Raw genomic sequence first — 13,723 nt, forward strand, 5'->3', positions numbered from 1 at the left:
GAGGTCTTTGTGTTTGAGGCTGGACGAATTACTCAGCTACCCCGCCTTGCGTCAATTTGGTTGGATTCAGCAGTTTCTCCAGTGTCGCACGATCTAAGTCGGTTTCCTCTTCAGCGACATCAATGATCGCCCGTCCTTGTTTATAAGCCTTTTTCGCGATTTCGGCGGCTTTCAGGTAACCAATAACCGGATTAAGTGCGGTGACCAGAATAGGGTTCTTGGCTAACGCCACATCAAGGTTATCTTGCCTGACTTCAAACGTGGCGACGGCTTTGTCTGCCAGTGCAGTGGCGCTGTTGGATAGTAGCTCAATGCTTTCTAATACATTATGAGCAATGACAGGCAGCATCACGTTGAGCTGAAAGTTACCAGACTGACCTGCAATGGTGATGGTGGTGTCATTACCAATTACTTGGGCGCAGGCCATGGCGACGGCTTCTGGAATAACAGGGTTTACTTTCCCCGGCATGATGGAAGAACCGGGCTGAAGCCCTTTTAACTCAATTTCTCCCAACCCTGCTAGTGGTCCGGAATTCATCCAGCGAAGATCGTTTGCGATCTTCAGGATCGCAACTGCTGACGTTTTGAGCTGTCCGGATAGGGCGACGATCGCATCCTGACTGCTGAGATTAAAAAAGAAATTTGGACTGGAACAAAACGCTACATTTGTTGATTGTGAAAGATTGTCTGCGAAAAGTGGGGCGAATCGCGGATCGGCATTGATCCCAGTACCTACTGCGGTACCTCCTTGTGCCAGTGCCTTCACGGCTGGCAAAGTTTGTTCAATCGCTTGTTTGGCGTGTTCGATTTGGTACTGCCATCCTCCAAGTTCTTGGGCAAGGGTAATCGGCATGGCGTCCATCAGATGAGTTCGGCCTGTTTTTACCACGTCTTTTAAGGCGTGTTGTTTCGTGGCAAGTGATTGGCAAAGGTACTCCAAAGCGGGAATCAGTTGCTTTTCGATCGCCAGTGCTACGCTGACCTGAATCGCCGTTGGCACGACATCGTTACTGCTTTGACCCATGTTGACGTGATCATTTGGGCTTACGCTTTCTCCAAGAGTCTGGGCAGCCAGCGTTGCGATCACCTCATTGGCATTCATATTTGAGCTGGTACCAGAGCCGGTTTGGAAAACATCAATCGGAAATTGCTCCAGATGTTGTCCGTCGATGATCGATTGCGCTGCATTCGCTATCGCATCGGCAATTTTACTGTCTAATATTCCTAATTGAGCATTAGTCAGTGCTGCGGTTTGTTTGATATGTGCCAAAGCAAGGATGAAGCCTTGTGGCATGGTGTGTCTGCTGATGGAAAAATTGTCTACGGCACGTTGAGTTTGAGCCTGATAGAGAGCATCAGAAGGGACTTTCACCTCACCCATGCTGTCGGTTTCAATACGAAAGTCTCTGGTCATGACTTGCTCCTCTGTTCTCAATCCTAAGTCTCTTATCAACCATAGGTGATTTACGAGGATTTTGATGACAAAAAAGCCGATGCATGAATACAGGCATCGGCTTGGAGCAAGTGAGCTATATCCCTACAATTAAGCCCAGCTTTCTATTTTGTTCTTTATTTCAGTTATTCGGTAAACAGGGTCTCGTATTTCACGAAAGCCGTTTGAGTCTCGCCGTAGTAGAGCGTTCCTTCTGACTGAATGACCACTCTTAACCAGCTTTCTGCTGATTTTGGTTTCGGCAAGGTGATGTACCAGTTTTTACCTGCTTGATCAGCGGGCTTCATATCGACTGGCTGCGCGTTCTTTTCCTGATTTGCGACCACAGAAACTTTCACGCCTTCCAGTGGGAAAGCCGCATTGAGAGACAATTCTAGACTGTCCTTCGTTAGCTTCTCAGAGCGAAACTTCACTTTAAAATCGCCATTTTCCATATCACAAAGACCACTGGTGTAGCGACAATTGGACTTGCTGGCCAATTTATAACTTTCACCTTCTTTCGCGGCATGAGGCTTTTCACTTAACGCTAAATCCGTACCGAAGTAGGCAATTAACGATAGGATCGGAGCGATTAACAGGGCGATAATTAAGTGCTTGTTTTTGAACATCTTGGCTTCCTTGCAACGACAGACTTCGAAATAGTAACTGAAAATAGAGAATAAAAAAGCCCCGGACAGATGTTTCCAGACGGGGCTTTGTGGTTCTAATTATAATTAGTGATCGACAGCTTGGCCCGCACCTACTGGTACACGTACGTGCTCAACCAGATCTTTCACTTCTTGTGGTGTTTCTGCTGTTACTCTCGATACTGCGAACGCCACGATGAAGTTGAATAGCGCACCAATTGCACCAAACGCGTTTGGCTCAATGCCTAGGAACCAGTTGCTGCCCCAGCTTTCTAGGTAAGTCCAATCCGCGATGAATAGGATACCTTTGTGTTGGAATACGTAGAACAGTGTAATACTGATACCTGCGATCATACCTGCGATAGCGCCTTCTTTGTTGATGCTCTTACTGAAGATACCCATCATCAATGCAGGGAAGATAGAGGACGCTGCCAGACCAAAGGCCAGTGCAACGGTACCTGCCGCGAAGCCCGGTGGGTGTAGACCTAAGTAGCCTGCTACCGCAATTGCCACTGCCATGGAAATCCGGCTGGCAAGGAGCTCTTTCTTCTCGGAGATATTCGGGTTAATGACCCCTTTGATTAAGTCGTGAGATATCGCGGACGAAATCGCCAGTAGTAGACCCGCAGCGGTTGATAGTGCTGCTGCCAGACCACCTGCCGCAACCAATGCGATTACCCAGTTTGGTAGCTTAGCAATCTCTGGGTTAGCCAGTACCATGATGTCGTTATCAACTTTTAGCTCGTTAGTAGCCGCATCAGAAGTGTACTGAATGTTGCCATCACCGTTCTTATCATCGAAACCTAGCAGGCCTGTTTTTTCCCAGTTCTTAAACCAAGCAGGACGCTCGTCATAAGCCAAGTGTTGGCCCGGAGCTGGGTTAACTGTGTTCATTAGGTTTAGGCGCGCCATTGCTGATACTGCAGGTGCAGTTGTGTAAAGAATAGCAATGAAGATTAGTGCCCAACCTGCTGATGTACGTGCGTCACGAACCTTAGGTACCGTAAAGAAACGGATGATTACGTGTGGCAGACCAGCCGTACCGATCATCAGTGACATGGTGTAAGCAAACATGTTTAGTGTATCACCACGAACTTGAGTGGTGTATTCACTAAAGCCGAGTTCGGTCACCACCTGATCGAGCCGATCGAGTAGATAGACATCGGTTCCCGCCATGGTACTACCAAGGCCAATTTGCGGAATTGGGTTACCAGTCAATTGCAGAGAGATAAATACTGCTGGGATAGTGTAAGCAAGAATGAGTACACAATATTGAGCAATCTGCGTGTATGTGATGCCTTTCATGCCGCCTAGTACAGCGTACATAAATACGATACACATACCAATCAGTAGACCTGTTGCGTAATCTACTTCTAGGAAGCGACCGAATGCAACACCTACGCCTTTCATCTGACCGATAACGTAGGTTACTGACGCGATGATCAGACACACAACCGCTACGATACGCGCTGTCTTAGAGTAGAAACGCTCACCGACAAACTCTGGCACGGTAAATTTACCGAACTTACGTAGGTAAGGAGCAAGAAGCAGAGCAAGCAGAACGTAACCGCCAGTCCAACCCATTAGGAATACAGAACCTCCGTATCCCATGAAGGCAATCAGACCCGCCATCGAAATAAACGACGCCGCTGACATCCAGTCTGCTGCTGTCGCCATACCGTTCGCGATTGGGTTTACACCGCCACCCGCAACATAGAACTCTTTGGTTGAGCCTGCGCGCGCCCAAATCGCAATCCCGATGTACAGGATGAAGGTTGCGCCAACAACCAGGTAGGTAATAGTTTTCAAATCCATCTGAGTGACTCCTTACTCATCCACGCCGAATTCACGGTCTATTTTGCGCATCTTCCACGCGTAGTAGAAAATAATACCCAGGAAGGCGTAGATGGAGCCTTGTTGAGCAAACCAGAAACCAAGTTTGTATCCGCCTAGTTGAAATTGATTGAGTACATCGACAAATAAAATGCCGCAGCCGAAAGACACTAAGAACCAGATGACCATTAGGCCAATCATTAGCTTCACGTTCTTGTCCCAGTAGGCTTTGGCTCTTTCTTCGCTTTCAAACGCCATTGCCGTCTCCTTACGATTGGTATTGTTGTTAAAAAAATGTTTCACCATGTACATTAGCAAGGTGTTGGCAAGAACTCTTTTCAACTTTAGTCGGGGCATAAAAATCAAAAAACGCCCGTAGAATGGGCGCTTAAGGCAATTGTAAGAGGATTTTAGTATGTTAACGTGGTGTTAAATTAGCCTAAGGTCTAATGCGAAATGACATTTTTCACTAATTATTTTTGCTGGCGTTATCTTTTCTTCATTTGTTTCATGAAACCTATACTCATTGCTACAAGTTATTTGTTTACATAAAGTTTTCGTTTCAACTAAAGCATTGAGACACGATAAGGGGTTAGACTAACGGTCTTAGTACGTTGGTCATAACTTTTATATTAGGGAGAGTGGAATGGACGCAAACACCATCAATAGCTTTTTTCTCGTCGGTGCATTGCTGATTGCACTGAGCGTTCTTCTAAGCCCTGTGTCCTCGAAACTGGGTATTCCTATTCTTCTCGTGTTTCTTGCGGTTGGTATGTTGGCCGGAGAAGATGGCTTAGGCGGAATATTATTTGATAATTACTCAATTGCTTATTTAGTCAGTAACTTAGCTTTAGCGATTATTCTGCTTGATGGTGGCATGAGAACACGAGTCGCGAGCTTCCGGGTGGCGTTGTGGCCTTCGGTGTCATTAGCCACGCTGGGTGTGGCAATGACGACGCTTTTAACCGGTTTGATGGCGACCTGGCTGTTTGATCTGGACTTACTGCAAGGGATTCTTGTGGGCGCTATCGTGGGCTCTACCGATGCTGCTGCGGTGTTTTCACTACTGAAAGGGCGCAGTCTCAATGAGCGTGTCGGCTCAACGCTGGAAATCGAATCCGGTACCAACGATCCGATGGCGGTATTTCTCACCGTTACCTTAATTGCTATTTTGTCGAGCTCAGGTGCGGAGTTAAGTGTCGGCTTTTTAGCACTGAGCTTTGTGAAGCAGTTTGGCATTGGTGCATTGCTTGGTATTGCTGGTGGCTGGTTGTTATGGAAGATCATAAACCGCAATCAGCTACCGGATGGCTTGTACTCCATTCTGACCGTCAGTGGTGGTCTGCTGATTTTTGCCTTATCGAATACATTCGGTGGTAGCGGCATTCTGTCCATTTACCTAGTCGGTCTGTTATTAGGTAATCGCCCTACGCGCAGCCGTCACTCGATTCTTCATGTGCTGGACGGAATGACATGGTTGGCCCAGATAGGCATGTTCCTCGTGCTTGGTTTGCTGGTCACGCCTTCGAATCTGTTGTCGATAGCCTTGCCGGGGCTGGCACTCGCCTTTGGTATGATTCTGTTTGCTCGTCCAATTTCAGTGTGGGTAGGCTTACTGCCATTCAAAAGTTTTACGCCGCGCGAAAAGTGGTTTGTTTCCTGGGTGGGGTTGCGTGGTGCCGTGCCGATCATTTTGGCGGTGTTCCCGATGATGGCAGGCCTTCCTGATGCACAGCTTTATTTCAACCTCGCGTTCTTCGTTGTTATGGTCTCGCTGATTGTTCAGGGAGGCACATTGACTAAAGCAATGTCGCTAGCCAAAGTAGAACTGCCTCCAAAACCGGAGCCAATATCGCGAATTGGTGTCGAGGTTTATCCTACCAGTGAGTGGGAGCTATTTATCTATCGATTGAAAGCAGACAAATGGTGTATCGGGGAGCCATTACGTAGCTTGTCTATGCCGGAAGGCACGCGTATTGCGGCGGTCTTTCGCCATCAGGAATTGATGCACCCATCTGGAAGTACCAAGCTGGAAGAAGATGATACTTTGTGTGTCTTTGCTCAAGAGAAAGATTTAGATGCGTTGAGCCTGTTGTTTAGTGAAGCTCCAGAAAAAGCATCAATGACTCGTTTCTTTGGTGATTTCTTTTTGGATATTGAAGTCAGACTGGCCGATGTTGCCATGATGTATGGTTTGGATCTTGGCGAGGAAGCGCTGGGTATTACACTGAGAACCTTGGTGGAAGAACAACTGGGAACAGCCCCTGTACTGGGTGACCAGTTTGAATGGCAAGGGCTGCATTGGATTATTGCTGATGTAGTCGATCAGCAAGTGACCAAAGTAGGCTTACGCTTGCCTACTGAACAAGAGGAATCGGAAGAAGAGTAATATCAATCACAGTAAGACAATGGTCAGAAATAGCGCAGGAAAAATGCTTGAGAACAAGGCGGAATTTTTCGATAAGTAGTTATTCTACAATCAAAAATTATAACGCAGTTATCTAGTGTTTTAACAAGCTAGGATGACCAGTTACTTACTACGATTGGTATCAGCCTTAGTTGTTCATTTCCGTTAACATGATGACAGCTTGAGTGCGGTTCTTCACGCCCAGCTTGCGGAAAATCGCCGTCATGTGCGCTTTGATGGTGGCTTCTGATACATTCAGCTCATAAGCGATTTGTTTGTTCAGCAAGCCATCTGACAACATCCCCAACACTTTGTATTGCTGCGGCGTCAACGTGGCAATCTTCTCTGCCAAGTCACTACATGCAGCATTATTGGTAATCAGACCTTCAGGGAAGTACGGGTCGCCGTTAAGCACCTGATTGATCGCATTAACGAGTTCACGCATATCGCTTGATTTAGGAATGAAGCCGAAAGCGCCGTGACTTTTAACCTGAGTTACGATAGCAGGCTCTTCACTGGCTGAAACGACAACTACTGGTAAGTCAGGGTATTCAGCACGCAGGTGAATCAGGCCCGACATACCATTTGCGCCAGGCATCTTGAGATCCAACAGCACTAAGTCTGGCTCCTCTTCCCTCTCCAATAACGCAAGTAAGGCATCGAGTGAGTCAGCTTCGAGAAGATTGGCACCACTCACCGCCATGTGTACCGATTGGAACAAAGCATTACGGAAGAGAGGGTGATCATCAGCAATGATGATGGTGTAGGTCGAATCCATGACGTTAAACACTTTTGACTATTTGGTTAAATTTATTATTGTCCAGCTTTGAGATTGTGGACAATATTTATTCGCTAAAAGTCTGAACCAAATCGACTTTTATTAGAGAAAATGCATATAACCCTCATTTTATTTTTTTGTTTTGTGCAATAAAAACGCCAGTAGAAAATTACTGGCGTTTGAATTTGTCTGATTAGAACTGATTGATGTGCTCTAAGAAAGGTTCTGCCTGCATGAAACCCGTTAAACGAGCGTTTGAAACGTGTTCTCCTTTACTGTTCCAAAACTCAATCGTTGGTAGGCCAAGGACGTTCATACGCTTGAGTAATTCAATATCTTGAACCTGATTTTTGGTCACATCCGCTTGCAGTAACACAAAATCTCGCAACTTTTCTTCGACTTTTGGCGAATGGAAGGTGTACTTCTCAAACTCCTTACAGGCCACACACCAGTCGGCATAAAAGTCGAGCATGACCGGTTTACCTGCCGCTTTTGCTAACGCCAGTTGTTCTTCTAGTTCTGTGACATTCGCTATCCGCGTGAAACTGACACTGGCTTGTTGAGCATGAGTTTCGTTGTTACCAAACCAATAATTCAACGCAGGTTGTGCGGAAGCGAATAATCCCAGAACGGCAATAATTCCAACGGCACTCTGTTTCCAGCCGCCAAACTCGAGGCTGTTTTTCACATGATATAGCCAGCCAAAAGCAGCCACACCCAACACAGACCAAAGTAATGTTGACCACATTTCAGGTAACAGGCGTTCAAGCAGGAAGATAGGGGCAGCGAGCAGAATGAACCCGAATAGCGTTTTAACCCGACCCATCCAGTTACCCGCTTTCGGCAGCAGTTTATTGCCGAAGACCGCAACAAGAATCAGAGGAATCCCCATTCCCATGGCCAGAGCGTACAGAGCAACTCCACCGGTTAGCAGATCGCCACTTTGCGCGACGTAAAGCAGCGCACCAGAGAGCGGCGCAGTGGTGCATGGTGAGCATACCAAACCGGAAATGGCACCCATCACAAACACGCCAGTACCGCTGCCACCGTGCTGTTTGTTACTTAGATTATTGAGCCAAGTTTGCACGCTGCTTGGGAGTTGCAGCGAATACAGGCCAAACATCGACATTGCCAACGCGATGAATAAGACACTCAGACCGATGAGTACATACGGGTGCTGCATCGCCGCTTGGAACTGCATACCAGCAGAGGCAACGACCAGACCAAGCAGGGTATAAGTCAGCGCCATACCTTGTACGTAAATAAACGACAAGCCAAGTGCACGTCGTTGGCTGAGTTTCCCGCTACCAAGCACAATGCTGGTCAGGATCGGGTACATAGGCAGTACACAAGGAGTAAAAGCAAGGCCGACACCTAAAGCTAGAAACAGCAGTGGCGTCCACCAGCTTTCAGCCAGGTTTGTCGCCAGGCTGTCTTGCTGCGTAACAGGCGCTGTTGGCGCTGTGTTTGTTACTTTTGGCGTGGCTTGTGCTGTTTGTTTTTGGGGTGGCTGTTGTGGTGCAGTGGCAGCTGCGGAACCTGCCGGTGACGTAAATGCGTTGATAGGAATGACCCGCGTTTCTGGTGGATAGCAGAAACCTGCTGAGGCACAGCCTTGATACTGGACGATAACGCGTGCACCTTCCTGCCAATTTGACAGTGGTACATTGACAAATAGTGGCATGGTATAGATATGCACCTCTCCAAAGAACTCATCTTTGTGTGGTGTACCACGTTCCATGTCTAACTCACCAAGCGTGACATTCTCGCCGGATACCGACAAACGTTCTTGATACAGGTAGTAGCCGTCACGTACCTGCCAGTCGAGCATCAGCTTGTCATCTTGCTGATAAAAATTAAACGGAAACGCTTGATCAACAGGAACAAAGCTGTCGCTGCTGTTACCGAAGTTGTTGTTCTGACTATTGTTAAACTGGTCCTTGCCAAATAAGGCTAAAGAAGGCGCAGAAAAGGTAATCAACCCTAAGAGTAATACGGAAAGTAATGCACGCATAAAATGTTCAATTCGTCTTAGCTAATTGCCGTAAGTGTAACTCAATCAGACCTGCTGACTAACCGATAAGTTTCATCAAAGTGAAGATTTGTTAATCAATACGTTCAAATTCTGGCAATAAAAAAGGGAGCCGAAGCTCCCCGAGTAAGACTCTGTTTCTGCTAGATCAGCAGGCCACCGAAGATGAAGCCTAATGTCACCGCTGATGCGATGGTTGCGACACCTGGTAGGAAGAACGGGTGGTTGAACACGTACTTACCAATACGTGTTGAGCCTGTATCGTCCATCTCAACCGCGGCAAGTAGCGTTGGGTAAGTCGGTAGTACGAACAGCGCACTTACCGCCGCGAATGATGCAACCGCAGTCAGTGGTGCGACACCAATCGCTAATGCTGCAGGCATCAGTGCAACAGTCGTTGCGCCTTGTGAGTAAAGCAGCATAGAAGCGAAGAAGAGCACCAATGCAAGCATCCATGGGTAGTCTGCTAGAAGTGCACCAGCCACTTCTTTAATGCCATCAACGTGCGCGTTCACGAATGTAGAGCCTAGCCATGCAACACCAAGTACACAAACACACGCTGTCATACCAGAACGGAATGTTGCTGCCGCTGGGATTTTGCTCGAGTCGATCTTACAGCTCATTACGATGGCAGCTGCTGCCGCAAGCATGACTGTCATGATCGCTTCGTTACGACCCAGTGCTGGGTTCTCGATAAGACCCACAGAGCCAGAGATTGCTGCTGCGTAGCACACTACGAAGGCGATAGCGCCAAGGAAGATAAACGTTGCTTTCTTCGCTGTTGGTAGAATCTCGCGTTTTTCTTCAGTATTGAGTTTGATGAGGCCATTTTCCAGACGATGTTGATATTCAGGATCGTCTTTTAGTTCACTGCCCATGAAGTTCGCAATGAACGCACCGACCATACAAGCGATGAATGTGGTTGGAATACACACAGCGAGTAGAGTGAGGTAATCGACGCCAAATGGAGCAAGCATGGCTGCGAAAGCGACCACAGCCGCAGAGATTGGAGATGCTGTGATGGCGATTTGCGATGCGACAACGGCGATAGACAAAGGACGGGAAGGACGAACGCCCTGACCTTTAGCCACTTCGGCAATTACTGGCAAAGTAGAGAACGCGGTGTGACCAGTACCCGCCATTAGTGTCATTATGTATGTCACGATTGGCGCATAGAAGGTGATGCGTTCAGGGTGTTTACGCAAAAAGTTTTCGGCAACTTGCACCATCCAGTCCAGACCACCTGCAACTTGCATTGCTGCAATAGCGGTAATCACTGACATGATGATCAAAATTACATCAACAGGGATGTAAGCCTGGCTAGTAGGAACGCCTAGGATCAAAGACAATGCAATGACACCTGCACCACCGGCAAAACCGATGCCGATACCGCCGATTCTCGCTCCCAAATAGATGAAGAGCAGAACCACGAAGAGTTCGACCATGACCATTATAGATACCTCTTTAGTTTGTATAGATTCTGATTTTTTGAACACTCAGGAACAGGAGTAAATGTTCAGAGAATCAGAGCCCAAGAGCTATGGCATTAAAAAGCTTAGAAAAAGTGTGGTTAACCGTACGGAACCCTAAAAAGGGGCCTTATAGGCCCCTATGGATGATGACTTACTCGTAGCGTTTCGCTTTGTAAGTTGGATGCATGAAGTTTTCAACAGTTAAGATTTCGTCAAGTTCTTCTTCTGTTAGCAGACCGCGCTCTAGCACGACTTCACGAACACTCTTACCGGTTTCCGCACAAATCTTACCGACGATGTCGCCTTCATGGTGACCGATGTATGGGTTCAGGTAGGTTACGATACCGATGGAGTTGTATACGTAGTTTTCACAGACTTCTTTGTTCACTGTGATGCCATCGATACATTTGTCACGCAGGTTAATACACGCATTTTGCAGTAGTGAGATGGACTCAAACATGCTTTGCGCGATCACTGGTTCCATTACGTTTAGCTGTAGCTGGCCGCCTTCTGCTGCGAAAGATACCGTGTTGTCGTTACCCAGTACTTTAAAGCACACTTGGTTTACAACTTCAGGGATTACAGGGTTCACTTTCGCTGGCATGATAGAAGAGCCGGCTTGCATTTCAGGAAGGTTAAGCTCATTCAGACCAGCACGTGGGCCAGATGAAAGCAGACGCAGGTCGTTACAAATCTTAGACAGTTTCACTGCCAGACGTTTTAGGGCACTGTGTGTCATCACGTAAGCACCACAGTCTGACGTCGCTTCGATAAGGTCTTCTGCAGGAACCACGTCCAGACCTGTTACTTCAGCCAGGTGTTTTACCGACAGAGCTTGGTAACCGGTTGGTGTGTTCAGGCCCGTACCGATAGCGGTCGCGCCCAAGTTAATTTCTAGAAGTAGTTTTGACGTGTAGTCCAGAGCACGAATTTCTTCGTTTAATGTTACCGCCCAAGCGTGGAACTCTTGACCAACCGTCATTGGTACCGCGTCTTGTAGCTGAGTACGGCCCATTTTAAGTACATCTTTGAACTCAATTGCTTTAAGTTCGAATGCGCCTTTCAGGTACTCAATCGCTTCCATCAACTTGTGTACGCTGTTGTAAACCGCAATACGGAAGCCAGTAGGGTAAGCACAGTTAGTTGACTGACTTTTGTTTACGTGATCATTCGGGTTGACGAACTCGTACTGGCCTTTCTCTTTACCCATGATTTCAAGAGCAACGTTGGCGATCACTTCATTGGTGTTCATGTTGACAGAAGTGCCAGCGCCACCTTGGAATACGTCTGAAGGGAATTGATCCATGCACTTGCCTGTTTCCAGGATCAAATCACATGCTTCGATGATGTAGTTAGCAACATCTTTTGGAATCGCACCAAGTTCTTTGTTTGCCAACGCTGCGGCTTTCTTGGTCATTACCATACCACGTACAAATTCAGGTACGTCAGAAATGGTTACGTTAGAGATGTTGAAGTTTTCGATGGCACGTAGAGTGTGAATACCGTAGTACGCATCTGCAGGGACATGACGTTGACCTAATAGATCTTCTTCAATACGAGTGGCTGAGTTAACTGCTTTTTGAGCATCAGATAGAGTAGCCATAACAGGATCCTTAGATGATAATTCTAATAATATGGTTGAGTATTAGCCTATTCTGCAATCTAGAATCCATTCATCAGAATTTTGGGCTGGAAAATCCGTCCTGACTTATGTGGCACATCATACTTTACCTAGCACATAAAAATAGTAACTAGATCACCTTTTTGGTTTTTAATGCGTCAATAGTTTGCAAAGTATGAACAGGTTATTGCCTTACGTTTCAGGACAGTGTTTCTACTGTTCATGTTTGTGATTATGGCTATCTGCTTCGTGCCAATGGAAAGGCATCTTTTACTTCATCAACAAGTGCTGAACACGCTTTTTTACAACGATTCGTTTGAGCTTGGTTAGCTTTTACCATTACACTGAATTAAACAAAGGAGGGCGTGTGTTTCCTATCTTATTATTGGCGTTTATTTTTGTTCCGATCATTGAAATCGGCTTGTTTATTCAGGTAGGCGGATTTTTAGGCCTCTGGCCGACCATTGCGTTGGTGATCATCACCGCGTTTGTTGGGGCGTCACTCGTGCGTAGTCAGGGTATTCAAACTCTGATGTCAGTTCAGGGGCGTCTTGAGCAAGGTGAAATTCCTGCTCAGCAGATTTTTGAAGGTGTCATGCTGGCTGTAGCTGGCGTGCTGCTGTTAACTCCGGGCTTTATGACGGATGCACTTGGTATGTTGGTATTGTTGCCTGCGCCTAGAGCTGCGATTGCAAAATACCTGATGAGTAAAATGGTGGTGAAAACGGTCCACGGTGGTGGCTTCCACAGCGGTTTTTCTGGGCAGCAGGGGCCATTTGACGATGATCCATTCCGTCGTGGTCCATTCGATTCTCGCTCGGATAATGGCAATACCTTCGAAGGTGAATACGAGCGTAAAGACGACGATGACGATCGTAATGACCGAAATAAGCTTAACTGATCAATTACCAGTACAAGCAGAAGATAAAAGGGCGCATCTGGCGCCCTTTTTTGCCACTATAATCCAGCGATTATTGAGCTCCTTCAAAGCCCATCTGACGCCATGCTTCAAATGCAATAATGGCTACGGCATTCGACAAGTTCAGGCTGCGGGCATCTGGCATCATTGGAATACGAATACGTTGCTCCATAGGCAGGCTTTCAATCACTTCCGCAGGTAAACCACGGGTCTCCGGACCGAAAAGCAGCACGTCACCGGCTTGATACTGAGCATCTACATGGTGACCTGTCGTTTTGGTTGTACAAGCGAACAGACGGTAGTTACCTTGCTTCTCTTCCTCTAAATAGTCTAAGAATGCCTGATAGTTTTTATGACGTGTTACTCGAGCCAAGTCATGATAATCCAAGCCTGCACGGCGCACTTTTTTCTCTTCCAGATCGAAACCCAGTGGCTCAATCAAATGAAGGTTTGCACCGCAGTTGGCACAAAGTCGAATGATGTTGCCGGTGTTCGGCGCGATTTCTGGTTCGTATAAAGCGATATCAAACATGGTATAGAAATAGAGTTAGTCAAAAGAGAGAGGCAGTATATACCGTAGCT

The 13,723-nt window shown here is 46.9% G+C and carries 11 protein-coding genes; 2 read left to right on the top strand and 9 right to left on the bottom strand.

All coding sequences use genetic code 11. From position 1 onward, the window contains the following. Window positions 1-28: 28 nt before the first annotated feature. The 4 genes from V1U08_RS21560 to V1U08_RS21575 all read right to left on the bottom strand — a co-directional run bounded on the left by V1U08_RS21560 (window position 29) and on the right by V1U08_RS21575 (window position 4,170). Window positions 29-1,414 carry a class II fumarate hydratase gene (locus V1U08_RS21560; protein ID WP_065300322.1) on the bottom strand — a complete coding sequence of 462 codons (1,386 nt, stop codon included), beginning with the start codon at window positions 1,412-1,414 and terminating at the stop codon, window positions 29-31. A gap of 164 nt (window positions 1,415-1,578) precedes the next feature. Then, window positions 1,579-2,061: a hypothetical protein gene (locus V1U08_RS21565; RefSeq protein WP_014233252.1), complete on the bottom strand. Its 483-nt coding sequence runs from the start codon at window positions 2,059-2,061 to the stop codon at window positions 1,579-1,581. A gap of 105 nt (window positions 2,062-2,166) precedes the next feature. Then, window positions 2,167-3,894 (bottom strand): sodium:solute symporter family protein, encoded by a 1,728-nt coding sequence (locus V1U08_RS21570; RefSeq protein WP_014233251.1) that lies wholly within the window; start codon window positions 3,892-3,894, stop codon window positions 2,167-2,169. Window positions 3,895-3,906: 12 nt separating this feature from the next. Next, window positions 3,907-4,170 (bottom strand): DUF4212 domain-containing protein, encoded by a 264-nt coding sequence (locus tag V1U08_RS21575; protein WP_020336217.1) that lies wholly within the window; start codon window positions 4,168-4,170, stop codon window positions 3,907-3,909. A gap of 388 nt (window positions 4,171-4,558) precedes the next feature. On the opposite strand from V1U08_RS21575, the gene V1U08_RS21580 reads away from it, so the two are divergent. Then, window positions 4,559-6,301 carry a potassium/proton antiporter gene (locus V1U08_RS21580; protein WP_014233249.1) on the top strand — a complete coding sequence of 581 codons (1,743 nt, stop codon included), beginning with the start codon at window positions 4,559-4,561 and terminating at the stop codon, window positions 6,299-6,301. A 166-nt stretch (window positions 6,302-6,467) separates the two neighbouring features. Here the strand turns inward: V1U08_RS21580 and V1U08_RS21585 are convergent, their stop codons facing one another. The 4 genes from V1U08_RS21585 to aspA all read right to left on the bottom strand — a co-directional run bounded on the left by V1U08_RS21585 (window position 6,468) and on the right by aspA (window position 12,204). Beyond that, on the bottom strand, window positions 6,468-7,097 hold the full coding sequence (locus V1U08_RS21585) for a response regulator transcription factor (protein WP_014233248.1): 630 nt from the start codon (window positions 7,095-7,097) through the stop codon (window positions 6,468-6,470). A 193-nt stretch (window positions 7,098-7,290) separates the two neighbouring features. After that, window positions 7,291-9,111: a protein-disulfide reductase DsbD gene (locus V1U08_RS21590; protein WP_330471400.1), complete on the bottom strand. Its 1,821-nt coding sequence runs from the start codon at window positions 9,109-9,111 to the stop codon at window positions 7,291-7,293. 161 nt (window positions 9,112-9,272) lie between these two features. Continuing rightward, complete coding sequence (locus tag V1U08_RS21595; RefSeq protein ID WP_014233246.1) at window positions 9,273-10,580, bottom strand: anaerobic C4-dicarboxylate transporter; 1,308 nt, start codon at window positions 10,578-10,580, stop codon at window positions 9,273-9,275. Window positions 10,581-10,752: 172 nt separating this feature from the next. After that, window positions 10,753-12,204, bottom strand: coding sequence for an aspartate ammonia-lyase (aspA, locus tag V1U08_RS21600; protein WP_020336214.1), 1,452 nt, complete (start codon window positions 12,202-12,204; stop codon window positions 10,753-10,755). A gap of 385 nt (window positions 12,205-12,589) precedes the next feature. Here aspA and V1U08_RS21605 point away from each other — a divergent pair, with 385 nt between their 5' ends. After that, on the top strand, window positions 12,590-13,123 hold the full coding sequence (locus tag V1U08_RS21605) for an FxsA family protein (protein WP_014233244.1): 534 nt from the start codon (window positions 12,590-12,592) through the stop codon (window positions 13,121-13,123). A gap of 70 nt (window positions 13,124-13,193) precedes the next feature. Here the strand turns inward: V1U08_RS21605 and trmL are convergent, their stop codons facing one another. After that, a complete protein-coding gene (trmL, locus tag V1U08_RS21610) occupies window positions 13,194-13,673 on the bottom strand; it encodes a tRNA (uridine(34)/cytosine(34)/5-carboxymethylaminomethyluridine(34)-2'-O)-methyltransferase TrmL (protein WP_014233243.1) in 480 nt (159 codons plus the stop codon). Window positions 13,674-13,723: the final 50 nt, after the last annotated feature.

It is taken from the genome of Vibrio sp. YYF0003, assembly GCF_036350715.1.
GTDB lineage: Bacteria > Pseudomonadota > Gammaproteobacteria > Enterobacterales > Vibrionaceae > Vibrio > Vibrio natriegens.